The 26,594-nt window shown below is 37.0% G+C and carries 18 protein-coding genes and 1 pseudogene; 11 read left to right on the forward strand and 8 right to left on the reverse strand.

All coding sequences use genetic code 11. The features are described 5' to 3' along the window. The first annotated feature begins 42 nt into the window (after positions 1 to 42). The 4 genes from IPP64_12505 to IPP64_12520 are packed head-to-tail and all read left to right on the forward strand — an operon-like array spanning position 43 to position 7,757. Positions 43 to 3,093 carry an N-acetylmuramoyl-L-alanine amidase gene (locus tag IPP64_12505; GenBank protein ID MBL0330209.1) on the forward strand — a complete coding sequence of 1,017 codons (3,051 nt, stop codon included), beginning with the start codon at positions 43 to 45 and terminating at the stop codon, positions 3,091 to 3,093. Next, positions 3,093 to 6,329, forward strand: a complete 3,237-nt coding sequence (locus IPP64_12510) for a T9SS type A sorting domain-containing protein (protein ID MBL0330210.1) — start codon at positions 3,093 to 3,095, stop codon at positions 6,327 to 6,329. Before IPP64_12505 ends, IPP64_12510 begins: the two co-directional genes overlap by 1 nt. 11 nt (positions 6,330 to 6,340) lie before the next feature. After that, positions 6,341 to 7,207 (forward strand): leucine-rich repeat domain-containing protein, encoded by an 867-nt coding sequence (locus IPP64_12515; protein ID MBL0330211.1) that lies wholly within the window; start codon positions 6,341 to 6,343, stop codon positions 7,205 to 7,207. A 10-nt stretch (positions 7,208 to 7,217) separates the two neighbouring features. Beyond that, a complete protein-coding gene (locus tag IPP64_12520) occupies positions 7,218 to 7,757 on the forward strand; it encodes a hypothetical protein (GenBank protein ID MBL0330212.1) in 540 nt (179 codons plus the stop codon). A gap of 31 nt (positions 7,758 to 7,788) precedes the next feature. Here the strand turns inward: IPP64_12520 and mtgA are convergent, their stop codons facing one another. From mtgA to purL, 5 genes are all read right to left on the reverse strand, one after another. Beyond that, positions 7,789 to 8,475: a monofunctional biosynthetic peptidoglycan transglycosylase gene (mtgA, locus tag IPP64_12525; GenBank protein MBL0330213.1), complete on the reverse strand. Its 687-nt coding sequence runs from the start codon at positions 8,473 to 8,475 to the stop codon at positions 7,789 to 7,791. A gap of 50 nt (positions 8,476 to 8,525) precedes the next feature. Beyond that, positions 8,526 to 9,485 (reverse strand): type IX secretion system membrane protein PorP/SprF, encoded by a 960-nt coding sequence (locus IPP64_12530; protein ID MBL0330214.1) that lies wholly within the window; start codon positions 9,483 to 9,485, stop codon positions 8,526 to 8,528. Continuing rightward, positions 9,482 to 10,039, reverse strand: a complete 558-nt coding sequence (locus IPP64_12535; GenBank protein ID MBL0330215.1) for a gliding motility-associated C-terminal domain-containing protein — start codon at positions 10,037 to 10,039, stop codon at positions 9,482 to 9,484. The genes IPP64_12530 and IPP64_12535 overlap by 4 nt, the downstream gene beginning before the upstream one ends. After that, on the reverse strand, positions 10,036 to 10,749 hold the full coding sequence (locus IPP64_12540; GenBank protein MBL0330216.1) for a tetratricopeptide repeat protein: 714 nt from the start codon (positions 10,747 to 10,749) through the stop codon (positions 10,036 to 10,038). The genes IPP64_12535 and IPP64_12540 overlap by 4 nt, the downstream gene beginning before the upstream one ends. An 85-nt stretch (positions 10,750 to 10,834) precedes the next feature. Further along, a complete protein-coding gene (purL, locus tag IPP64_12545) occupies positions 10,835 to 13,063 on the reverse strand; it encodes a phosphoribosylformylglycinamidine synthase subunit PurL (GenBank protein MBL0330217.1) in 2,229 nt (742 codons plus the stop codon). A gap of 311 nt (positions 13,064 to 13,374) precedes the next feature. Between purL and IPP64_12550 the strand changes: the two genes are divergently transcribed. The 6 genes and pseudogenes from IPP64_12550 (at position 13,375) to IPP64_12575 (ending at position 20,465) form a co-directional block, all read left to right on the forward strand. Next, positions 13,375 to 14,649, forward strand: coding sequence for a hypothetical protein (locus IPP64_12550; GenBank protein MBL0330218.1), 1,275 nt, complete (start codon positions 13,375 to 13,377; stop codon positions 14,647 to 14,649). 42 nt (positions 14,650 to 14,691) lie between these two features. Then, positions 14,692 to 16,613: pseudogene (locus tag IPP64_12555) on the forward strand (amino acid permease). Positions 16,614 to 16,744: 131 nt separating this feature from the next. Continuing rightward, a complete protein-coding gene (locus IPP64_12560) occupies positions 16,745 to 17,506 on the forward strand; it encodes an SDR family oxidoreductase (GenBank protein ID MBL0330219.1) in 762 nt (253 codons plus the stop codon). A gap of 7 nt (positions 17,507 to 17,513) precedes the next feature. Beyond that, positions 17,514 to 19,238 (forward strand): amidohydrolase, encoded by a 1,725-nt coding sequence (locus IPP64_12565; GenBank protein ID MBL0330220.1) that lies wholly within the window; start codon positions 17,514 to 17,516, stop codon positions 19,236 to 19,238. Positions 19,239 to 19,309: 71 nt separating this feature from the next. Further along, positions 19,310 to 19,720: a GxxExxY protein gene (locus tag IPP64_12570; GenBank protein MBL0330221.1), complete on the forward strand. Its 411-nt coding sequence runs from the start codon at positions 19,310 to 19,312 to the stop codon at positions 19,718 to 19,720. Between the two features lie 85 nt (positions 19,721 to 19,805). After that, positions 19,806 to 20,465 carry a PorT family protein gene (locus IPP64_12575; GenBank protein ID MBL0330222.1) on the forward strand — a complete coding sequence of 220 codons (660 nt, stop codon included), beginning with the start codon at positions 19,806 to 19,808 and terminating at the stop codon, positions 20,463 to 20,465. A gap of 4 nt (positions 20,466 to 20,469) precedes the next feature. Here the strand turns inward: IPP64_12575 and IPP64_12580 are convergent, their stop codons facing one another. Beyond that, positions 20,470 to 20,931 carry a DUF1801 domain-containing protein gene (locus tag IPP64_12580; protein ID MBL0330223.1) on the reverse strand — a complete coding sequence of 154 codons (462 nt, stop codon included), beginning with the start codon at positions 20,929 to 20,931 and terminating at the stop codon, positions 20,470 to 20,472. 198 nt (positions 20,932 to 21,129) lie between these two features. Further along, positions 21,130 to 23,745, reverse strand: a complete 2,616-nt coding sequence (locus tag IPP64_12585) for an AAA family ATPase (GenBank protein ID MBL0330224.1) — start codon at positions 23,743 to 23,745, stop codon at positions 21,130 to 21,132. Positions 23,746 to 23,872: 127 nt separating this feature from the next. Here IPP64_12585 and IPP64_12590 point away from each other — a divergent pair, with 127 nt between their 5' ends. Continuing rightward, entirely contained in the window at positions 23,873 to 25,888 is a 2,016-nt protein-coding gene (locus IPP64_12590) for a T9SS type A sorting domain-containing protein (GenBank protein ID MBL0330225.1), read from the forward strand. 72 nt (positions 25,889 to 25,960) lie between these two features. Here the strand turns inward: IPP64_12590 and IPP64_12595 are convergent, their stop codons facing one another. Next, positions 25,961 to 26,353 (reverse strand): hypothetical protein, encoded by a 393-nt coding sequence (locus tag IPP64_12595; protein ID MBL0330226.1) that lies wholly within the window; start codon positions 26,351 to 26,353, stop codon positions 25,961 to 25,963. Positions 26,354 to 26,594: the final 241 nt, after the last annotated feature.

Below are 26,594 nucleotides of genomic sequence, written 5' to 3' on the forward strand. Positions count from 1 at the left end.
ATTTCTTATCTTTACAATAGGATTTACTCAAACACATTTCTGATGAAAAAGCTACTACTTTTCTCAACATTTATCTCACTTATTATTTCATGTAAGGCAAACGATATTCTAGCAAATCCTTTTGCTAAATCTTTTGAAAAAGCCTATTCGATGTATCCGGAAGTTCCGAGAGGGATACTTGAAGCCGTTTCATTTTGCAATACACGATTTTCACATATCACACATGCTTCAACCGAATCAGAAAGCTGTACCGGAATACCCAATGCTTATGGATTAATGGGGTTAACGCTGGACGGAAAAAATTACTTTTTCAACAATCTGGTTATTGTCTCCGACCTGTCCATGATTCCTGTTAATGAAATCATTGCTGATCCCGAGAAAAGCATTCTGGCGTATGCTGCTGCTTTTTCAAAAGCAAAAAAATTATTACCTATCAAAAGCGATAAAATAGAAGACCAATTAACCATCTTAACCTTTCTAAGTGAATTACCAAGAAGCACACCCGGACAAATTTATGCGTTAGCAACACAAGAATATGGTTACATCCAATTTTTGATGAATGCAAATTATCAACAAGCCTATCATTTTCCGGATTATAATTTAGATCCCGTAAAACTATTCGGAGCAGATAATTACGCGGTTTTAAGCGCATCCTCAGTTAATTTTTCGGAAAAAAGCATTTCAACGAAGAGTGGCGAAACGTTCGATGCTAAATCAATGCTTTCGGCCGACTACGCTCCTGCACTTTGGACTGCCGCATCAACTTGCAACTATAGCGGTCGCGGTGGAGTTGCTGTTTCTGCTGTAACCATCCATGATGTAGAAGGCAGTTATTCCGGCTGTATTTCGTGGTTTCAGAATTGTGCTGCAAGTGTTTCAGCACATTATGTTTTACGATCAAGTGATGGACAAATCACACAAATGGTTTTAGAATCAAATAAAGCTTGGCATGTAGGAAGTGAAAACCCATATACCATCGGCTTGGAACATGAAGGCTATGCAAGTTCTGGCGCCTGGTATACCAACGCCATGTATACCAGCTCTGCAGCATTGGTAAGAGATATTTGTGCAAGCGGTTATGGTATCAATCCTTTACGAACGTATTCAGGTCCGGGTTGCTCAGGCGGATATACTTCTTGTTTGGAAGGAAGTTGCATCCGAATAAAAGGACATCAAATGTTTCCGATGCAATCACACAGTGATCCCGGTCCATATTGGAATTGGGCAAAATATTATTTATTAATCAATAACAGTCCAAGCATCTCAACCGTAACCTCCTCCACCGGTAATTTTTATGATAGCGGAGGGCCATCGGGAAGTTACGCTGACGATGAACGACTATTAACATTAATTCAACCTGCTGGAGCAACGTCTATCACTTTAAATTTTACAGCATTTAATACCGAATTAAACTGGGACTATCTCTATATTTATGATGGCGCCACAACTGCAGCACCCTTAATAGGCCAATATACCGGCACCACTTCCCCTGGAACAATTGTTTCAAGTGGTGGATCATTACTGATTGAATTTCGCTCCGATTGCTCCACCATTGCATCTGGATGGATTGCAAATTGGACGAGCACTTCAGGCATTGCAACCACAACAGACAGTATTGCTCCCACAACTTCCGTTGCTACTCCAGGAGCATGGGAAACAGCAAATTTTACTGCTACTTTCACGGATGCTGATAATGTTGGCGGAAGTGGTTTAGAAAAAAGCTATTATCAAGTGATTGATTTTAATGGAACCGAATGGAGAGCCAATGCTAACAACGGATTTTTTGCTGACAATTTTGATGTGGCCATTCATCCCGACTGGACCAGTGCAGTTGGCTCATGGTCGATCAATGCAGGAGCCTTGTATCAAAGTGATGAAACAAACGGCAACACAAACATTTATGCTTCTTTAAATCAGACCTTATCCAATCGGTATTTATATGATTTTTATGGGAAGATTGATGGCACCGGAACAAACAGACGTGCCGGATTCCATTTCTTCTGTGACAATGCAAGCTTGCCGAACAGAGGTAATTCCTATTTTGTTTGGTTCAGAGTGGATGATGGATTATTACAAATTTATAAAGTCGTAAGTGATGTTTTTGGTGCTCCTGTTGTCGACATACCATTTACAACCGTTGCCGGCCAATGGTATGATTACAAAGTAATTTACGATCGTTTCACTGGCAAAATAAGCATTTACAGAGATAATCAATTCATCACATCTTGGACAGACAGTTCGCCCTACACAACGGGCGGAAATGGTATTTCCTTTAGAAGCGGCAATGCCAATTTTGCAATCAACGAATTAAAAACTTATCGCTCACGAACACCTTTCAGCGCAAACATAAGTGTTGGTGCGGCAACTACCAATGATATCCGTTTTCAAAATCCCAATCCATTAACCTTTGCTGCTAAAGTAAAATCCATTTGTGCAGATTCTGCAGGTAATCTTTCTTCCATCTTTTATCAGAATATCAATATCGATTGGACTGCGCCAAGTGCAGTGGATACAATTAATGATGGATTGGGAGCCGACATATCAATTACAACATCTGCCACCACGTTGTCGGCAAATTGGAGTGCTTCGTCAGATCCACATTCAGGAATCGCCCGTTACTGGTATGCGATTGGAACAACCCCGGGAGCAACGGATGTAGTTAACTGGACAGACAATTGGTATAGTGATAGTGTGACGGTTACCGGATTAAGTTTAGTGAATTTGCAAACCTATTACTTCAGTGTGAAGGCTGAAGATGGAGCGGGATTACTTTCCAGCGTATTTACAAGCAACGGACAAACCGTTCAGTTATTCACAGGAATTGATGAGTTGACAAATGGAGGTGTTAACATTTATCCAAACCCATTTACAAATTCAACAACCATTTCCTATACACTAACTAAAAATACAGATGTTATCATTTCATTGAGTGATGTATTAGGAAAAGAAATTCGTTTATTAAATTCCACTCAAGGTGCCGGGAAACAAGAGCTTTCTATTAACGCGGATAATTTGGAATTAGCAAAGGGTATGTATTTTATCAAGATCCAACTGAACAACGAACAAAAAACAATCAAACTGATTCTTCGCTAGTGAAAAAAATTGCGCTCTATTTCTTTATTTGTGTTTCTAAGCTTGCACTTGCGCAAGTATCTAAAACTGCCAAAACGGTTTCAGTTGAAGCCTTTTATGTAGATGAAAGTGAAATAAACAGTAACGAGTACAAACAATATGTTCCGGAAACAGATACGAGTTCATTAAAAAGAAAATGCGTTAGAGGAAGTCTGCCTTGGAAAAATATCGATTTTTATCTTTCACAAGATACGTCAACAAAGGAATTTGATTTCTCACATTCAGATTTGAAATGCACCGGCAGTGATAATCTTCCAAGCCATACTTTTAAATCCATCCACCAAGAAGAATCAGAAAAATACGCTCATTATAATTTCTCTACAAATGAACAATGGGATAGCTTAAGAACATTTGAAACAGGAATCCAACATCCGATTGCAAAACAAAAAACACTCGGTCGTGCCTGTAATTTAAACAAACGCGTTTACGGTTGGCATCCCTACTGGAGTGCTGGACTAGAAGCAAACTACGACTGGAATGGATTAACAGATCTTTGCTATTTTTCTTACGAAGTAAATTCTGCAAACGGAAATGCAATTACCACCCACAATTGGTCAACCGCCAGTGTAGTTTCAACCGCTCAAGCAAACGGAGTGAATGTAACATTATGCGCCACTTTGTTTAGCGGACACACCACTTTTTTCTCCAGCCCTACCTCACAACAAACCTTAATCACCAACTTAATAAACTTAGTTGCTGCACGGGGAGCAAAAGGAGTCAACATTGATTTCGAAGGAATGGGCGCATCACATCGAACAGCATTTACTGCCTTCATGATTGATTTGTGTAATCAAATGCATACCGCTATTCCCGGCTCCGAAATTAGCATTTGTTTGTATGCTGTTGATTGGAGCAATGTATTTGACATGGCAGCAATGAATCCGTATGTTGATTTTTTTATCATCATGGGATACGATTATTACTATAGCGGTAGCTCAACAGCCGGACCGGAATCTCCTTTGTATAATTTCCAAACATCCTATAATTACACACTCCCAAAATCGTTAACGTTTTATTTAGATCAAGGTACTACTAATTCAAAATTACTTTTAGGATTGCCTTGGTATGGGCGCGAGTGGGCAACAACCTCGGCAAGTATTCCCAGTGCAACGTCTGGCGTAGGAACAAGTTCTGTAACCTACTCAACCATGCGAAACAATGTAAGCGGCAATTATTCTACCCGCGCCTGGGATCCGATTAGTTTTTCTACTTATTTTCCATCTGTTCGTGGTGGTAACAATTGGCAGGCATTTATTGATGACAAAACAGCATTCGATTATAAATTCGATTTGGTGAATCAACGCAACATTGGCGGAATAGGAATCTGGGCATTGGGATACGACAATGGTTACAACGACCTCTGGAATTTAATACAAGATAAATTTACTAATTGTGCGATCATTCCTTGTACCGATACCATTTATGATATGGGAGGACCAAGCAGAAATTATTACGACAAAGAAGATTACACCTTCACCATTGCACCCACTGGTGCAACCGGATTAACATTAAACTTCTCATCATTCAACACTGAACTAAATTACGATACACTTTGGATTTACAACGGACCATCAACAGCATCACCGCTCATCGGATTCTATCATGGGACAGCGAGTCCGGGTTTAATTACCGCAAGTGGCAATTCATTAACCTTGCGATACAAATCTGATGTATCAACAGTTGCATCGGGATTTCAAGCGATATGGAATTGCAGTGTCGATTTAATTGCTCCCACAACAACAGTTTCTGTTCCTTCCGGATGGGTTACCACAAATTTTACCGCAAACTTTACGGATACTGATAATGTGGGCGGTTCAGGAATTGAAAAAAGTTTTTATCAGGTGTTGGAAAACAATGGTACCGAATGGAGAGCCAATAACGGAAATGGATTTTTTAGTGATAATTTTGATGCTGCCATTCATCCGGATTGGACTGTAGAAAGCGGAGTATGGAGTATCACTGGTGGTTATCTTAATCAAACCGACCAAACCAATGCGAATACAAACATATGGGCGCCACTCACACAAAACTTATCGAATAGATATTTATACAACTGGCAAGGAAAAATTGACGGAACAGGCACAAATAGACGAGCCGGATTACATTTCTTTTGTGATGATGCAACACTTAGCAACAGAGGAAATTCTTATTTCGTATGGTTCAGAGTTGAAACCGGTGCTTGTGAATTTTACAAAGTGGTGAGTAATGTTTTCAGCTTAGTACATTCCGTTCCAATGACTGTAAATGCGGGGCAATGGTATGATTACAAAGTTTTGTATGATCGCATCTCAGGAAAAATGGATGTTTATCAGGATAATAATTTTGTTGGCAGCTGGACGGATTCAACTCCTTTTTCTACCGGCAATGCTATTTCGTTTCGCAATGGAAATTCCGATTACATGATCAATGATTTAAAAGTATACCGCTCACGACTTCCTTCTGTGACAGTAAGTGTGGGAGCTGCCGCAACAAATGATGTTCGTTTTCAAAATGCAAATCCGAGTTCACCATCATGCAGAGTTAAGTCCATTACAAAAGATGCTGCCGGTAATTTATCCGCTATTAGTTCACAGGATGTAAATGTTGATTGGACAAACCCATCCAATGTATCTATCGAAGATGGAACGTCCACTGATATTGACACAACTTACTCACTCACGCAACTTTCAGCGAACTGGACAAACAGCACTGACCCTCATTCAGGAATTACGGAATATTGGTATGCGATCGGAACAAGTCCGGGCGCTACCGATATTGTCAACTGGACAAGCAATGCATTGTCTATATCTAAAACACATTCAGGCTTATCTTTAACACCAGGACAATATTATTACTTTAGTGTGCAATCTGAAGACGGTGCAGGTTTGCGATCTAGCATCCTAAGCTCTGACGGACAACTTGCTTTATTGTCCACAGAAATCACGAACATATCCAAGGATTTGAATTTTATTGCTTATCCAAATCCCTTTTCTGAAACAACAACTATCGCCTACCAACTAAATGACGCTTCTGAAATTGAAATTTCGCTAATAGATGTTCTTGGCAAACAAATTGTATTGCTGCAGAAACAAAATCAACCTAGTGGCCAACACCAACTCATCATTGATAAAACCAAGTTGAATTTATCAAAAGGAATTTATCTTTTAAAATTGGATGTTGAGGAACAAGAGTTAATCATGCGCTTGATTATACAATAAATGTGTGTTTTATGAATAGATTATTGCTCGCTACTCTTTTACTGTTTTCTTTTTCAATTGTTGCTCAAGAAGACCTTGACCCATTTGATAAATATGGCCCTCCGGGAGCAATGACCTATACAAATATAAAAGAAGCTTTAAAAGAACCCAAAGTCGTTTACAAGTTAAAATTAGATAACCAACCCATCGATCCGAAATTGTTTCCAAAAATTGGAAAGTTTGAACAACTACAAGTATTGCAATTAAACGGAAATGGACTTACACAACTGCCCGCTGAATTAAAAGACCTCAGCAATCTGGTTTATTTCGCCTGTTTTGAAAATCCTATCACGACATTACCAAAAGACATTGGCAATTTATCCATGTTAAATGAAATTCATTTCCACGGCTCGCAGCTGGATTCATTACCTTACGAAATTGCATACTTAGGAAAATTAAAAGTGCTAGAAATTCAAAATAACAAAGCCGATACTTTTTATTTCCCTAATTCAATTGGATATCTGAGTAATCTGAGTAGTATCTTGCTTTACAATACAAAACTCGATACGCTTCCACAGAGTTTTGCAGAATTTAAAAAATTAAAAAGCATTACGATGACACGATGTGGAATAAAAGAGATTCCAAAAACTGTTGCAAAAATAAGCACCTTGGAAATATTGATTTTAGATGACAACCAATTGACGGAACTAAATAAACGGGTATTCAAATTAAAAAACTTAAAATATTTGTCGGTGCAGAACAACCAACTGACGTTTATTTCAGAGAATATTAGTGTGATGCAAAACTTGGAAGTGCTTGATTTGAGAGGCAATACATTTAAAGAGTTTGACATAGCTGTATTAAAGGCATTATTGCCAAAGTGCAGAATCATGTATTGATAAACCTGAGATGGCAAAGACAAAAAAGCTTTTTCACAATCTTCAAATACAAGCAGGATGCTTTCTGATTACGCTTGTATTGTTAGCTTGTAACAATACAAGTGAATCCAACAGCCAGAATGGCAATGCAGATTCCGCATCAACTCCTTCAAAAGAAAAACAAGCCAAATCAATTGCTACAATTACCAAAAATGATAGTACCTCTATTTGGATATACGACTATGCTACTTCAACACCGATAAAAAACCAAGAAGCAAAGCCTGAACTTTTAACACCCCAAAAGATAATCGAATTTATAAATTCTAACAATTCTTCCGTGCATCTTGACCTCAGAAAGATTTCAAATGATACCATCTTCGTTAAAATAAAAGAAAGTACGTTTTTAACACAACAAATGGGAAGCACAGGAGCGGATGAATATATGTCGGTAACAACATTTACACTTACAGAGTTAAAAGGAATGAAATATGTGAATTATGATTTTGAAGAAGGGGATCATGCAAATCCGGGAACTTACTCCAGAAAATATTATTTGGAAAGAAACAATTAATCTATACTTCGGAAATTAGAAAACCGGTGCGTTACCTTTTCTTTTTCTTCTTCACCTCTTTCTCTTCTGGTTCTTCATATTTCAATACGCCTCCCCATAAATTCATTTGATTCATGACCCAATTTTTTCTTCCTTGAATATATCCACTCGGCTTGCCTGCATTAAACTTTCGCGGATTGGGCAATACTGCGGCAATGGTTGCACATTCGGATTTGCTCATATACTTTGCATCCTTTTTGAAAAAGGTTTTAGATGCAGCTTGAGCTCCGTAAACACCATTCCCCATTTCAATTACATTTAGGTAAACTTCCATGATGCGTTCTTTACTCCAGAATGTTTCAATTAAAAAAGTAAAATAGACTTCAAATCCTTTTCGAATGTAACTTCTGCCTGGCCAAAGAAAAACATTTTTTGCAGTTTGCTGACTAATCGTACTTGCGCCCCGTGTTTTTTTATGCGTTTCGTTATAATCCATCGCCTTTTCGATTGCTTCGAAATCAAAGCCATTGTGCTTGATGAAATTTTGATCTTCCGAACACACAACCGCTAATTGCAAACTTGGTGAAATCTCATCAAGGGAAACCCAATCTTTTTCAAGTTTCATTTCTTTACCATCCATTTTTTGTTCTACACATCGAATCAACATCAAGGGAGTAACAGGAATTGGCACCCATCTAAAAAATACAACGGAAACGATGCTGACAATCAAAAACCACATTGCAGCTTTCCAGGTAAAACGCCAGAGTTTTTTTAAAAATTCTTTCACAGTTAAAAATCAAAATCAAATTTAGGACAATCTGCTGCTCCATTCGGTTTATCATACCCTTCGCTACTCATAACAGGAGTCATCCCCATCATAAACTCAGTAGAATTAGCATTTGCCGAGCGAAATTGAGAAATCGTATAATCATATGCAAATCCAATCACCACATTTTTTAACACCCGAATCTGAATCATTGCAGAAACAGCATCGTGCATGCGATAGGTCACTCCTACTCCAATACGTTGACGGTAATAGGTCATAAAATTAAATTGGGAAGAAGGGATTCCAATAAAATTGGATTGAATATTAATTCCCGGTACGAATACAAAATCGTACCCTGCCGATTTAAATTTTTTACTAGCTGTAAATACCGCTGTTGGTAGCAACCTACTTCCTGTTCCGATTTCTTTACTCCCTTGACGTAATGTGTTTTTATACAGATTTCTTATAGAAATTCCGATTGAAACTTTTTTTGAGTAAAGATATAATCCCGGAATAATATCCGGCAACAGTACTTTCGGTCCGTTTTGCGACAAAGCAGGGTCAAATTCATTAAAAACAGTATTTGTAAGCCCGACACTTTTAATGCCAGCTGCTACACCAAAACTTAAATAATATTTCGATGATAATTTTAAATGGATGGCATACGATCCGTATGCAGCTTTATTTGTAAAAATCCCAAATTTATCTTGCTCTACATACGCTCCTACTCCATGCCAATAATATTTGTATCCTTTTTTACCCCAGGCTTTTGTTATACTAGCAAAATTTGTTTCAGGTGCTAAAGAAAATCCACGCCATTGCGTTCTTCTTCCAACCATTATATATAAACCTTTACCAGAACCCGCAACAGCCGGATTTAGCCCATACTCATTCATCATGAATTGTGAGTACTGAGCCGACTGCTGTGCGACTCCTGAAAAAGGAATCAATAATAATAGGATATAGAGTTTATATTTTTTCATTTTACAATTGAAACACATCCTTTTATAATTGAACTTTCATCCGATTGATCGTGATAAATCACATAATAATAACTGGCATCAGGAAGTGCAACTCCTAACAAATCTTTACCATCCCAAAGTTGATATAACCCATTTTGCTCAAACACTTTTTGTCCTAGGCGATTGAATACCATAAACCGTGCTTTTGAAAAGTAGTTCGCATTTAAAATAAACCAGGTATCATTGATTCCATCATTATTTGGTGTAAAAACAATTTCAGGAGCCATCTCACATTGAGATACTTTAATTTCAATCGATACACTTGTATCATTTCCTACATCATCTGTAATCAAAACCGTATATACTCCTTCGTTCAAATTCTGCAGGGTACTGGTTGTATCACCGGTATTCCAATTAAAAGAATAGGGTCCTAAAGAAGAAGTCACCAAAATTTCCAATTCACCTAAAACGGTACGGTTACACTTTACATCTTGCTTTGATACACTAAAAGAAATCTGTGCAAACGAAACATTGCAAAGGAATAAAAATAAACTAAATGTAATTTGTCTAATCATGGATTACAGAGTTTAGTAACTAACTCATCAGCCATGATGCTTCCTTTTTCTGCTGCTGTTTTTAACAACTCGCAAGCCGGACCTTTATCACCGTGCTGATACAAGGTAGTTGCAAGTCCGATATATGCTTCACGATAGTTTGGATCTAATTCCAAAACTTTTTTATAATCCGCAACAGCTCCGGTATAATCTCCGGAAATATCTTTCCAAAATGCACGACTGTAAAATGCATTAGAATAATTGGAATCAAAGGAAATCGACTTATCCAAATCTTTAATTGCAGCATCGTAATCGTCCAAATGTGCTTTTGCTAAAGCACGATTGTAATATGTTTTTGATTTTGTTGGATTTAGTTCGATTGCCTTATTAAAATCTTTTATTGCCCCGATGTAATCTTTAATTTGTGCTTTTACAATGCCTCTGCCGTTGATGGCATCAAAATAGTTGGGATTTAATTTGATGGCTTTATCCAGAAGTTTAATGGCAATTTTATATTCGCCCATTTTATAATTGATAAAACCTTGCAAACAATAAGCACTATCATAATTGGGATTTTGAGAAATGGCATTGTCTAAATCATGCAATGCGGCAGTATAATCTTTTTGAGAGTCGTTAAGAATAGCACTTTTATAAAATTCGAGAGCCGAATTTTGTGAAAACGAAAAAGCAAAACAAAATATAAAAAGAAATGAGAGTAGCGTTTTCTTCATTGATTCACTTTGTTAATACGCCATTGTAAGATCTTCAACAAAACTCACAATGGCGCACCAAATATAGTTGGATTAAATAGAAATCCTATTTTAACAAATCACCCAAAGCTGTATCAAATACTTGCTTTGCTTCCGCTACAGTTCCAAATGATTGATCATCCACAATCATCTCTTTCCCTTTCACATCGCCAAGGTATTCAAACTCTGCTTTTGAAGCCATCATCAAATCAATGAACTTATCTTCATCTGATTTTTTAACGGAGACAATAACACGGCTTTGTGCTTCACCGAATAAGAAGGCATCTTTACGAACTTCTTCGTCAGAGCTAATATCAAATCCTAATCCATTTGGCATTGCACTTTCAAGTAGTGTAATGAACAAACCGCCATCAGCACAATCGTGCGCTGATTGAACTACTTTATTGGTGATTAACGATTTTACCGCTTTTTGCACTTCATATTCCTCATCCAAATTAAAGAATGGAGCTGGAGTGTTTTTTATTTTATGATAGGAGTATAAATATTCAGAAGAAGAAATACAATTTTTAGAACTACCGATTAAATAAATAGAATCCCCTTCGTTTTTAAAATTCAATGTCATGCGGTTTGATTTATCCTTCATCACACCTAACATACCAATTGTTGGAGTAGGAAAAACAGGACCTTCATACGATGATTGATTGTAAAAACTAACATTACCACCGGTTACAGGTGTTTCAAATTTAATGCAGGCACTACCCATTCCTTTAATCACATTCACAAATTGCCAATACACTTCCGGATTGTATGGATTACCAAAGTTTAAGCAATTGGTTATGGCAGAAGGTTCTGCTCCGCTGCAAACAATATTTCTAGCTGCTTCAGAAACAGCTATGGCACATCCAACTTCCGGATCAGCATTTACATAACGTGAATTACAATCCACTTTTAAGGCAATTGCTTTGTTGGTTCCTTTAATATTAACGATGGCTGCATCCGAAGGAGCATTCGTGCTCATATTCGCTGTCCCCACCATCGAATCGTATTGATTGTAAATCCATTGTTTGGAAGCAATGTTTGGATGAGCAATTAAAAATTTAGATACCGCTTTTAGATCTTTCGGAATTTCAACTGAATCGATGTTGAATTTTTTGGACTCTTTAAAGTAAGCAGGTTCTTTATAATCGCGGTGATACACCGGGGCGCCACCACCTAATACTAAATCATGAGCAGGAACATCCGCAACTAAATCGTCACCAACATAAAACTTAATACGTTTGGTATCGGTTACTGTGCCAATCATCGCACAATTCAAATCCCATTTATCAAATACTTTTTGTACTTCTTTTTCTCTGCCTTTTTTCACCACAATCAACATTCGTTCTTGTGATTCGGAAAGTAAAATTTCAAAAGGCTGCATATTCGCTTGGCGTGTAGGTACTCGATCCAACCATATGTCCATTCCATGCTCACCCTTTGCACTCATTTCGGAAGTAGAACAAGTAATTCCGGCTGCCCCCATATCTTGCATTCCAATTACTGCACCGGTTTTAATCACCTCTAAGGTTGCTTCCAACAATAATTTTTCTTGAAAAGGATCACCTACCTGCACTGCTGGTAAATCTTTTGCTGAATCCTCTGTAATATCCGCTGAAGCGAAAGTCGCTCCATGAATTCCATCTTTTCCGGTTGCTGACCCAACAATGAATACAGGATTTCCAACACCGTAAGAAGTAGCAGAAACAGTTTCCCCTGATTTCACAATTCCGGCACTGAATGCATTCACCAAAGGATTAACATTGTAGCAATCATCAAAAAACACTTCACCGCCAACGGTTGGAATTCCAAAAGCATTTCCGTAATCACCAATTCCTTTCACCACACCTTTTACTAACCATTTCGTTTTATCCAACTTGATATCTCCAAAACGTAAAGAATTCATTTGTGCAATTGGTCGGGCACCCATCGTGAAAATATCACGATTAATTCCACCTACACCGGTAGCCGCTCCTTGATAAGGCTCCAATGCGCTCGGATGATTATGTGATTCGATTTTAAAAGCACAACCCAAGCCATCACCAATATCCACCAAACCGGCATTTTCTGCTCCTGCTTCTGCCAAGATATAAGGCCCTTTTTTAGGGAGCTTTTTTAACCAAACGATAGAATTTTTATAAGAACAATGCTCACTCCACATCACCGAAAAGATACTTAACTCCGTAAAATTGGGCGTTCTTCCAAGTATTGCTTTAATTTTTTCAAATTCATCTTCTAACAAACCTAATTTCTTAGCTGTTTCTACCGTAGTTAATTGATCTTGCGCTGTTGTTGACATATAAATAAGTTGTTGAATTTTTGATTTTTGTTGATTTTTTGAATCCTCTCAGAAAGTATTGGAAAAAGTCAATGAATTCGATGCTCAAACTCCTTTTGATTCACGCACTAACTCTAAAATTCTTAAATCAATTCTTTCCTTTTTAAGGAGCTCAAATTTACTTAAAACCACCCTACCGGAAGGAATAATTTATTTAGAGTTTTCAACAGTTTTTGAATTGCTATATTTGGGGATAAATTGAGCAAAATAGCATCTTGGAAATTATAGTAACTCTTGCATATTCAGCCCTTTTCATCTTTATTATCAACAAGATGAGCTTCTTTGACGTGGATGGAATCTCCAAACGTATGTTCTCCCTCTTGTTCATTTTGAAGGTAATTTTTGGAGTTTCACTCTGGGCCATCTATACTTTTTATTATACCGACCGGGCTACTGCTGACATTTATAAATACTTTGACGACAGCGAAGTCATTTTTAACACCTTAAAAACAAATCCGATTGATTACTTTAAATTGTTATTTGGAATCGGAAACAATACACCTGCTTTCGACCACTATTATACAGAAATGAATTATTGGGCCCGAAAAGTTGACAGCAGTATTTATAACGACAGCCATACCATCATTCGCTTCAATGCATTGGTGCGTCTTTTTTCATTTGGCTATTATAACGTTCACACTGTTGTGATTTGTTTTCTTTCATTAATAGGACTGACAGCCATCTATAAAACATTTGTCAATCAACTCCTGGACAAAAAACGAGAATTGCTTTTTGCCGTTTTTCTTTTGCCTTCGGTTCTATTTTGGGGTTCAGGCGTTTTAAAAGAAGGGTTAATCCTTTTTGCGCTAGGGTTACTCATCTATTATTCCGATAAATTATTCAGTAAAAAAGCAATCCTGATTTGCATCGCCACAGCTTTATTGTTGGCCTTTTCAAAATTCTATGTTTGGTTAGCCATTTTTCCAAGCATTGCTTTATTGGTATGGTCCAACAAAGCAACAACACCTCCCGCATTTATAAAATTAGTAATCATCCTTAGTATAATTGGGGTTCTTGGATTAAACATCGATTCATTTACATCTATCCAAAATCCATTGGTCACGCTTTCACAAAAACAATATGAATTCAACTTATTGGCAACAGGGCAACTCACCGATTCAAATCACAATCCAATTCCAACAGCAAACAGCCTTATAGAAATCAATCGACTGGATCCAACCTTCTCCTCTTTTCTAAAAAACGGTCCGCAAGCCCTCACCAACACTTTCCTTCGTCCATTTATTTGGGAGCTCAAATCACCGCTAATGTTGTTATCCGGACTCGAAACAATTTTTATACTCTTTATATTTATTACAAGTCTCCTTTTTCTAAAACCGTTCAAAGAAATTTGTTGGCAACTCTTTTTATTTTGCATCTCATTTGTATTCATTCAATTTTTAATCATTGGTGAAACAACGCCCATCCTTGGCGCAATTGCTCGTTACAAAACTATTGCATTACCTTTTTTCCTAATTGCTTTATTGTTCATTTTAGACAAAAAAAAATTAGTGAACAAATTACCTTTTCTGAAAAAAATACTGAATTAATAAATTAGTTTAAATTTGTTCAATAACACTAAAAAAATATCTATGAGTTTTAAAAGTTTATTTCGAAAAAAGTCGGTGCATGATATTTTAAAACAAGTTGCAAAAGATGGAGAAGCAGATGGGCATGCCTTGGGTAAACATTTAGGAGTTCGAGATTTGGCAGCCTTTGGTATTGCTGCAATTATTGGAGCAGGAATTTTTAGCACCATCGGAAAAGCAAGTGCAGATGGTGGTCCGGCTGTTATTTTTCTATTTTTATTTACTGCAATTGCCTGCGGATTTGCAGCATTTGCGTATGCTGAATTCGCATCCATGGTTCCTGTATCCGGAAGTGCTTACACCTATTCTTATGTTGCATTTGGGGAATTAATTGCATGGATTATCGGATGGGCGTTGATTATGGAATATGGTATTGGAAACATTACCGTTGCAATCTCCTGGAGCGATTATTTTACCGGACTTTTAAACAGCGGTGGTATTCATCTCCCGCAATGGATTCAAATGGATTACCTGACTGCGTCAAAAGGCTATGAAGATGCAATTGCGTTAATGCAGAGCGGAAAAACATTTGAAAATCTAAGCAGTGCAACACAGGCTGCTCATATTGCCTGGACTACTGCACCAACACTTGGACCACTTCACTTGATTGCCGATTTACCTGCATTAATGATTATCATTTTTATCACGTGGTTAGTTTATCGCGGTATGAAAGAATCACGCAATGCCAGCAACTTAATGGTAGTCATCAAACTTTGCATCATCTTGTTGGTAATTGCGGTTGGTGTATTTTATGTTGATACGAATAATTGGGATCCATTTGCTCCAAACGGATTAGGAGGAATTTTAAAAGGTGTCTCAGCGGTTTTCTTTGCTTACATCGGCTTTGATGCGATTTCTACAACAGCAGAAGAATGTAAAGACCCACAACGAGATTTACCAAGAGGGATGATGTGGGCAATTATCATTTGTACTATTTTATACATCATCATTGCATTAGTGCTTACCGGAATGGTAAGTTATTCTGAACTAAACGTTGGCGACCCACTTGCTTTCGTATTTGAAAAATTGAATTTAAAATGGATGTCCGGAATTATTGCCGTGAGTGCTGTTGTTGCAATGGCAAGCGTTTTATTGGTATTCCAAATGGGACAACCTCGTATCTGGATGAGTATGAGTCGCGATGGATTACTACCTAAAAAGTTCTCTAAAATTCATCCGAAATACAAAACACCTTCGTTTGCAACTATCGTTGTTGGATTTGTTGTTGCTGTTCCTGCATTATTCATGAACCTCACCATGGTAACCGATTTATGCAGCATTGGAACACTCTTCGCATTTGTGTTAGTATGTGCAGGAGTGTTGGTCCTTCAAAATAAAAAGGATATTCCGCGAGGAAAATTTAAAACACCGTATATCAATGCAAAATTTATTATGCCGGTTCTGGTTATCTTAGCAGTTGTTCTTTCTTTCACCTATAATAAAGAAGCAACAGTTGCTTTTATCACCAATGAAAAACAAATGAATGATGCTACAACAATTGTTACTTCATTAAATACAAATCAGATTACGGACATCAAAACACATTTAGTTTACACCGACAGCTTACAATTCGCTGCAAACAACAATGATGTTGAAACCTATATGAGCAGTTTAGATGAAACTGCTTACGCAAATCTCATTCAAGGGCTACCAATTTCTGACGAGTTAAAATTTGAATCCGGATTCAGTTTGTTTAAACATAAAATACCGATGTGGATATTTATTCTTATTTCATTCGCTTTGGTTGTTTGGGCTTTTGTAGAAAACCTTTCACTCATTCCATTGCTTGGACTCACCAGCTGCTTATATATGATGGCAGAATTAGGCTTGTCCAATTGGATTGATTTGGAATCTGGTTATTGATTGGGTTGTTAATTTATTTTGGCTACAGCAAAAAGCACAGTAAACTAAATACTACATCCTAATTCGATTCATAAAATTTACATAAAAAGCAGTGGCATTTACCACTGCTTTTTTGTTGGGAAAAACAAAAATGTAAATCGTATATTTGTGAAGGAACATCCACAACACAAAACTTGAATACAACAAGCACACAATGAATAAAAAAATCGCATTTATCACAGGAGCAACAGCAGGAATAGGAAAAGCATCTGCAGAGCAATTCGCAAAAAACGGATACAACATCATTATTACAGGTAGAAGAAAAGAACGCCTGGATGAATTTTCAAAACAATTGAAATCAAACTACAACATTGATGTACTTGCTTTGAATTTTGATGTGCGCGATTTAAAAGAAGTTGAAACTGCAATCCTTTCAATTCCAGAAAACTGGAAACAAATACATGTATTGCTGAACAATGCCGGATTGGCTGCCGGTTTAAACACGATACAAGAAGGCAACATTGATGACTGGGAACGCATGATTGATACCAATATCAAAGGATTGTTATACATGACACGCACCATTGCACCCATCATGGTAAAAAACGGATTCGGTCACATTATAAATATTGGCTCTATTGCAGGCAAGGAAGTATATGCAAACGGGAATGTGTATTGCGCAACCAAACATGCTGTTGACGCATTAAACAAAGGCATGCGCATCGACTTACTGCCTCACAACATAAAAGTTACAGCCATCAATCCGGGAATGGTTGAAACCGAGTTTTCTATTGTCCGTTTTAATGGTGATGAAGATCGTGCAAAAAATGTATACAAAGGATTACAACCCTTATTACCCGAAGATATTGCAGAAACGGTGTATTGGGTGGCAAGCCGACCAGCACATGTGAATATCAACGACATCATTATTATGCCAACAGTTCAGGCAAATGCGACAACTACACTTCGTAAATAGAATCAAGATGCAAAACAAAAGAATCAAGATTAAAATTTTCAGTGATTTCTACATTCTCAATTTTTTATTACTGGTTCTATTTTTGAATTCCTGTTCTTCTAAACAGCAAGTTGATTTAATCGTTCACAATGCAATCGTATACACCGTAGATTCAACATTTTCTAATGCAGAAAGTTTTGCAATCAAAGATGGAAAATTTGTTGCTGTTGGAAAAAACGAAGACATTCTGAATAAATACGAAGCTAAAGAAACACTTGATGCAGAAGGTAAAGCAGTATACCCGGGATTCATCGATTCACATTGTCATTTTTATGGTTATGGTGAAGGCTTGCAAGAGTTGGATTTAGTGGGAACAAAATCTTTTGAAGAAGTAATTGAAAAAGTTGTTGAATATGCAAAAACAAATCAGTCGGAATGGATTGTTGGCCGTGGTTGGGATCAAAACGACTGGGATGTAAAAGAATATCCTGACCGTTTTAAACTCGACAGCTTATTCCCAAACACTCCTATCTTCATAGAACGAATTGATGGACATGCAGCGCTTGCTAATGCCACGGCATTAAGAACTGCCAATATTAATAAATGGGAGATGATGGAAGGAGGCAGAATGGGAGTTACAAAAAAAGTTGCCTTCTCCGAAATGGTTGAAGTACCATTCGATGGATTATCAGGTATACTGATTGACAATGCTGTTGATTTAGTAAAAAAAGTAATTCCAAAACCTACAAAAGCTGCCATCAAAAATTCATTATTAGCTGCTCAAAAAAATTGTTTTGCAGTAGGATTAACTACAGTGGATGATGCAGGATTAGAAAAAATAATTATCGATAACATCGATGAACTTCAAAAAAGTGGTGAACTAAAAATGCGCATCTATGCAATGTTGACAGACAACAAAGAAAATGCAGACTATTACTTAAAAGCGGGACCCTACAAAACCGAGCGATTGAATGTTCGTTCTTTTAAATTTTATGCCGATGGTGCTTTAGGGTCAAGAGGTGCTTGTTTATTGCAACCATATTCTGATAAACCAGAAGGACAAGGATTTTTGTTGAGTCATCCACAACATTATGACAGTGCAGCAACCCTTATCCGCAATAAAGGATTTCAAATGAATACACATTGTATAGGCGATTCCGCAGCACGATTGATTTCACAGACGTATTTAAAAACACTAATATCCAATAGTACCGCAAGCCCGGCTCCAATTAGTTATCGCTGGAGAATTGAACATGCACAAGTCATTGACAAAGATGATTTTGAATATTATTCCGGCATGATCCCTTCTGTTCAGCCTACACATGCAACTTCTGACATGTATTGGGCAAAAGACCGATTAGGAGATGAGCGCGTAAAATATGCTTATGCTTATAATGAATTATTAAAAAAAGCTGGACTACTTGCATTGGGAACAGACTTCCCGGTAGAAAATATTAATCCAATGTATACGTTTTATGCTGCAGTAGCTCGAAAAGATTTAAAAGGATTCCCTGAAGGCGGCTTTCAAATGGAGAATGCCTTATCAAGAGAAAACACCTTGCGTGGAATGACTATTTGGGGAGCATTCGCTAACTTTGAAGAAAAAGAAAAAGGAAGTATTGAAATCGGAAAGTTTGCGGATTTTGTAATTCTGGAAGAGGATATTATGAAATGTAACATGGATGAGGTTCCAAAAACGAAAGTGATTTTTACTTTTGTGAATGGTGAAAAGGTTTATGAGAAGCCTTATTGATTTATACCACTAAGGCACTTAGAACATGAAGAAACACTAAGAAGAAGAAGAAGAAGAAGAAACAAATATTTATGAGTACACAGCAAGAGGTGAATGATATTTCTTATAAAATTGTTGGTTGCGCGATAGAAGTACACAAACATTTGGGACCAGGCTTATTAGAATCAATTTATGAAGAATGTTTAATTGAAGAATTAAAAGCAAACAGTTTGATTGTAAATTGCCAAACCTTAGTTCCTATAATCTACAAAGGAAAAAAATTAGGCAATCCCTTAAAGTTAGATTTACTGGTAAACGATTTAGTTATTGTTGAATTAAAATCAGTCGATTTTGTTTTGCCAGTTTTTAAGGCTCAACTACTTTCGTATCTAAAACTAACTGGAAAACCAAAAGGGTTATTGATTAACTTTAATTGTGATAACATTACAAAAGAACTTGTACCTTTAGTAACCGATGAATTCTCGAAACTACCTAAATTTTAGTGAATCTAAGTGGACTAAGTGTCTTAGTGGTAATTTATTTTTACTACTCATTCTCTTACCTCTACTTACTTTTTCACAAGACGGTATGCCTTACCGCAAAGGGAAAGTCAAGCACCGTTTAAGTGTCGGGCCGGTGAAATCGTTTTATAAAAACCATCCAGAGCATACCCTAAACACAAAAGCAAAGCTCGGAGTTAGCGTTTCGTATAAATCTGAAATTCTTTTAGGAAGGCGTACCAATATTTTGTTGGGATTAGATTATTTGAACCAAGCATTCACCTTTAAAGGCTATTACAAAGCACCTGGGTACACCTATGTATTTGACGAAACATTCGCTTACCTGCATGAAATAAGAGTGAATCAGGTTGAATTGCCGTTGATGCTGAAGATTTCATTTATCTCAGAAAAAGCGCATCTATACTCATCTTACTTTCTTGGAGGGATTGGAGCACGTTATATTTTTTCCTCTTATACCGTCATTTCTAACGATTCTACCGGAATTACCGTTTATGATGGAAAGGACAATATTGATTATGAAAACCAGCGCGTCACAAAGGGATTGAATGCATTTTATCAGGGAGGTTTGGGTATTCAATACAACATGCGTAACACCGGTAGAGCCGTCTTTTTTGAATTTACCTATCGTTATGGCATTTCAAGATTGCATTACGATGGAAATAACCAAACCAACAATTTAAATATCAAAGCCAACCATTTGGTTTTCATGTTGGGTTTCCGACTCTGATGTGCTACTTCTTTTTCTTGAATGCACTTTCATACTTTGCAATCCAATCTTTTGGTGTCATTTTACCCATTAGCTCACCAAACAATTTGAACGGAATTTTTTCCGGCTTCTTAAAACGAATACAGCTTTTACCCATATCCAATTTTGCATCCGTATGTTTTGGATATTCTTTTGTAAACCATTCCAACAATTTAGGATCAGAATAGATGCCCATGTGATAAAAGGCAATAAAATTCTTTTGACTAGCAACTGATACAAATGGTAAGGGATCAGCAGGCTTACAATGATAACCATCCGGATAAAGTGAATGCGGTACTACATAGGTTATCATTCCATATCCCATTGTTTCCTGAAATCCTTTCGGAAGATTTTTCAAAATTTCTTTCCGCAATTTCGTCATTGCTTCAATTCGGTCTTCCGGCAATTCAGCCATGTATTGATCTACAGTTGTCGCTTTTGATTGCATAAGTATTTTTTATTTTCTTTTTTTAATGAGTTGTAAAATAAAATATAAAAACGTGAGTGAAAGAAACCCAATATTTATAATGCGAGCAAAGGGAGGTACACCTTCAGGCCATATTTGACCTAAAAGCACAACGCTATTTAAAATCAACAATGCAATTAAGAGTATTTTCTTGCTCATCTGAATTTAAGTTAAAGAATATTATCCACCAATTTTAAATCCTAAACTGCTTCCTTTAGCACGTTGAGTTGCACCAATTTCAAATTCTTTCACATCACTCAACGTTAGCATACTTAAATGTGCCGGAGTTCGCTCAGCGGCCGGCATTTCTGCCAAACGGAGATGTTGGTTTTTAATTGCTTCTGCAGCCACATTTCGAGCTGTTCGTGCATTCCCAAAATGTTTATCACGATTGTTATGTAAATGTGTATAATACGCTTTTAAATGCGCTTCCGCTTCTGCATCTGGTGTTACTTTTTCTTTTGCTAAAATTGCAAGTGTGATGGTATACAAATCTTCTGCTGAATAATCTGTAAAATTAAAGGTACGGTCGAAACGCGATTTCAACCCAGGATTGGATTCAATAAACTCGTGCATATTATCCGTATAACCGGCAACGATTACACCAAATTGTCCACGCAAATCTTCCATCCGCTTTAAAATCACTTGAATGGCTTCTTGTCCGAAATCATGACCTGTTGCACCATTCGCCAAAGCGTAGGCCTCATCAATAAACAAGATTCCACCTTGTGCTTCTTCAATTTTTTCCGCAGTTTTTGTAGCGGTTTGCCCGACCCATCCTGCAACCAGGCCCTCTCTATCAACTTCCACAATATGTCCGCGCTCTAACAAACCTAAGCCTTTATAAATTTTTGCAACGATGCGAGCTACTGTTGTTTTTCCGGTTCCGGGATTTCCGGTAAAGATGCTATGCAATGAAAACTTGTTCAATACATCTCTTCCGGTTTCTTTATAGAAGCGAACCAATTTTACTAATTCGTTGATTTCTTCTTTTACAGAATTCATTCCGGTTAATGCATTTAACTCTGCCAAGCCTTCTTTCAACAATTTTTCGTTCACTTCCAAGCTCAGTTTCTTTTTCCCTTGGGCAGCAAATACTTTTTGCATGTCTGCTAATTCAATGGTAGAAAGCACTTCGTTGGTCAGCTCATTTACATTTGGATGATTCATCAGTCGCAATCCTAAATTCATTTTCGCTTCATCCACCAATGAATAAACATAACGAGCATTTCCGAAGGAATTGTCGCGGGTACGATATACTTCCACCAGCATCTCTTCCATAAATGTTTTCGCTTCAGCAGTGATGGTTACTCCTTTTTTCTTCGCAGCTAACTCAGCAATTGCGAACATTTCTTCCGGCATATAATCTTCAAAATGGAAGTAATGACTAAAACGAGATTTCAATCCTGGATTTGAATCCACAAAATTGGTCATCTCTTTCGGATAGCCGGCACACATAATAGCAATATCGCCTGTTCCATCGCTCATCTCTTTGATTAATATTTCCAAGACTTCATGTCCGAAGTCATTTGAATCTTCTTTCGCTCGCGTTAAAGAATAAGCTTCATCAATGAATAAAATTCCACCTTTAGCTTCTTCAATCATCTTTTTTACCTTCGGAGCGGTTTGACCGATATATTGTGCTACTAAATCAGAGCGATCCACTTCTTTCACATGCCCTTTCGACAACAAACCCATTTTTTTATAGATTTTTCCAAGCATGTTCACGACTGTTGTTTTTCCCGTACCGGGATTTCCGGTAAACACGCTGTGCAAATTAATTTTACCGGAATCTTCAAATCCTTTTTCTTTACGAAGTTTAATGAAGTTAATATAGTTGATATGATCCTTGATATTCTTTTTCACTTCATCCATTCCAACTAACTCGTCAATTTTTGCAAGCAATTGTTCAATGGTTTCTTCTTCCACCGGTGTAGTGGTAACGGCAGCAACCGTTTGCAACGATTGTTCTGCAGCAACCAATGGAGTCATTTCACCTTCTTCTGCAACATCCCCCATTTCAAAAGGGATAAGTGCAACAAGCGTATCCATAAAAACGATTTCAACAGTATATTTATCATCTTTCCATGAGCCGGCCGATTCACTTCCCCAACCTGCATCGATAGCAAATACAGTATCTTGTTTTCCTTTTTCAATTACTCCAGTACGCATACTTTGTCCTTTCGGTTGACCAGCATCGTCATAAAAATTGAAAAAGAATTCGTAATTCCAATCGGTGGTTGGTTTTGTTTTCATTTTAAACTCTACCCATAAGTATGGCGTTTTGCTTCTGTCGAGTTTTTTATAGTAGGTTCTATTGGTAATGTTCCAGCCATCAAACGGACCCGAAAACAACTTTACAGATTCTACACTGAAATATGGATTATAGGAAGCTGATACTTTCCCAACATCTTCCACAAAGAATTTTTTAGACCCGACTAATTCATTGTCGATATAAGCTTCCCATAAATAATCACCTTTGAACCAAAATGTTCCTTCGTTAGGTGTTCCCCAGCCATCACGAACGTAAACAATGTTTTCGTCCATCTTAATTGTGATGGTTGAATCAATAGAACACAATTCTTTACGAGTAGCTCCATCCAGCGAAATCGCTTTCAATGTAATTTTTGCATTCCATTCTGCTTCATCAAATAACTTGTTGTAAAACGAGAATTCTGTTCTTAAATAAGTCGTTTCCATTTTGTCAAAAACGGTACGATACTTCTTAGTTGCGTTCGCCATCCATTCATCAGACGAATAGACTTTTACATCCTTTAACTTATAATTTTTAGCCATAATTATGTTTGGTTTAATCTTCTCTAAAAATAAAATAAAAAAGGGAAAAACAGAAGATTGTTAGAAAATTATTTAGGCATCTTCAAAAATTTAGAGTCGTTCTTAATTTTAGTATCTTTACAATACAATGAAATCAAAATATATTTTTTTAATACTCGCCTTTATTGGCTTGAGTTTTATTGCAAAAAGTCAGTCTCCTACTTTTTTATGGGCAAATAATTCAGGAGGAAACAAAGATGATGCAACAATTAGTGTGGCAACAGATGCAAACGGGAATGTTTTTGCTGGAGGTGAAATTACGAGTGCTTCTGTTACTTATGGAACTACAATACTTTACAATAGCGACACTTCTGCCACTTATCCCGATATTTCCATTGTAAAATATGATTCAGCAGGGAATGTTCTATGGGCTAGGTCAGCTGGAAACAATTTTTGGGATGAGATATCTTGCATTGCAACAGATATAAGCGGAAATGTTATTGTCACGGGATACTTCACTGGTCCTACTATTACTTTTGGAGCATTTACACTTACAAATTTTAATACATCCCCTCTTCCATTAAGCACAACAGAGATATTTATAGTCAAATATGATTATAATGGCAATGTCCTTTGGGCCAGAAGTGCAGGTGGCTTGAACGATGACTATGGGCAATCAGTTTCAACCGACCCTTCCGGAAACGTATTTCTTACTGGAGGTTACGCAAGTGCCTCCATTACATTTGACACTACAACATTTTATAATGCTGATGGTGGATCTGGTCATTCTGACATGTACCTGGTTTGCTATGATTCACTTGGAAATTATAGTTGGGGATTCAGCCCATCAACACCTAATAGTGATTTTGGCTTAAGTGTTTCAGCAGATCAAACTGGCAATCTAACAATCGGAGGCTTTTTCTCAGGTGGGTATATCACATTTGGCTCCACAACGCTTACAAATGCGGGCGGTGGAACACAAGATTTTTTCCTGGTAAAATATTTAGCAGATGGCTCTTTCAGTTGGGCTAGAAGTTCAGGAGGTCCAGACCATGAAATTATCAGAAATGTTACGACCGATTTTGATGCAAATGCCTTTGTAACAGGTTATTTTTCAAGTCCTTCAATAACAATTGGAGGAACTACATTAACAAATGCAGGTGCTGCTGGAACGAATGATTCATTTATTGCCAAATACGATAGCTATGGAAACCCTTTGTGGGCAAAATCCATGAGCGGCACTGGTGATGATTCTGGAAAACGACTTGCGGCAGATGCAAGTGGAAATGTAATTGTAATAGGTCATTTTTCAAGTACAACAATTGCTTTTGACACTTCATCTTTTACAAATGCAGGAACTGGTACAGAAGACGTTTTTCTTTCCAAATATACTTCAGCGGGTGATCGTTTGTGGACACATAGTGCTGGTGGTACAGGTAACGATTACGGGTTTGCAATCTCAACAAATGCTATGAACGAAACTTTTGTCGCTGGATTTTTTTATAGTTCAAATATTACTTTTGGAACAACCACATTATTAAACAATAATGTTTCTGGAAGCACAGCTGATTGTTTTTTAACAAAATTGGGCTCAACACCTCCATGCTTTGCAAGCTACACAACTACCTATGACTCTACCTACAATGAATTTAATATCTTAGTTGATTCCATTACAGCAACTACAGCTGTTTCCTATTTATGGGACTTTGGTGATGGAGCGACTTCAACTTTATCTAATCCATCTCATACATATTTGACAGATTCCGTTTACAATGTATGCATGTTCATTCAGAATATTTACGGAGACTCTTGTTCCTTTTGTCATTTAATTGGAATAGATACTGCAGGAAACATTATTCGGACAGGAGGATTCACTATTAACATTCATCTACCAACACTTTCTAATATATCTATACATAGCAACCTTGAAACAAACACAATTATTTATCCAAATCCTTCAACTGGAATTTTCAAAATAGCTTCTGACAATTCTTTTTCTTCAGTAGAAGTAATAGATATGATGGGAAAAGAAATTTTAAAATTGGAAACACCCGATAAGCAAGTAAATGAATTAGACCTTTCAAATCAGCCAAACGGAATTTATATTGTAAAGCTACATTCCAAAAACAAAACAATCACAAAGAGAATTTCCATCATTAAATAAAGAAAAAACCCGCTACATTTCTGTAACGGGTCTTCCTAATTAGACAAAATCTCTCTAAACTAAATCTAATTATTAAAAATTGCCTTTGGCAACAGCGCTTTGTCCAGGTGCGGAAACTGAATGCTCAGCTTTTAACACACCATTAACAAATAATTGAACTTGTACAACATCTGTAGATGGCATCAAGTTATATGCAGTAACGGAAAATGCATTTCCGCTTGAATAATTAAAACTAATTGATTGCTCTGTACGATTCACGTCCATGTGTTGAACTTGTAATGTTCCGTTTGCATTTGGAGCGATGTAATCTACACCAACATGTCCGGATGCATTGCTAATTCTATATTCGATACTTAATGTTGCTGCAGTTACAGGAGTTGTTTGAGGTTTTACTTCGTTCTCTTTTGAGCAAGAAACCGTTAAAACACTTACCAATAAAGCAACACAGATAAATAAATTTTTCATTTTTTTGTTTCAGTTTGTTATTTCCGAGTGCAAAAGTACTCTTTTTCTGATACAAAACAAATATTTGTCGTTATATTTACATTATTTAACGATAAATCTATTAACAAAATCGACAAATGCCTGTTTAAAAGTGCTGAAATTCAAGCCTGTATTGAAATTTCATTTTTGGGGAAGATTCGATGATTTCGATGAAATATAGGATAATGAGCTTTTGTCAGGCGGCACTGATTTATAATTCCAG

It is taken from the genome of Bacteroidota bacterium (genome assembly GCA_016722565.1).
Lineage (GTDB): Bacteria > Bacteroidota > Bacteroidia > 2-12-FULL-35-15 > 2-12-FULL-35-15 > 2-12-FULL-35-15.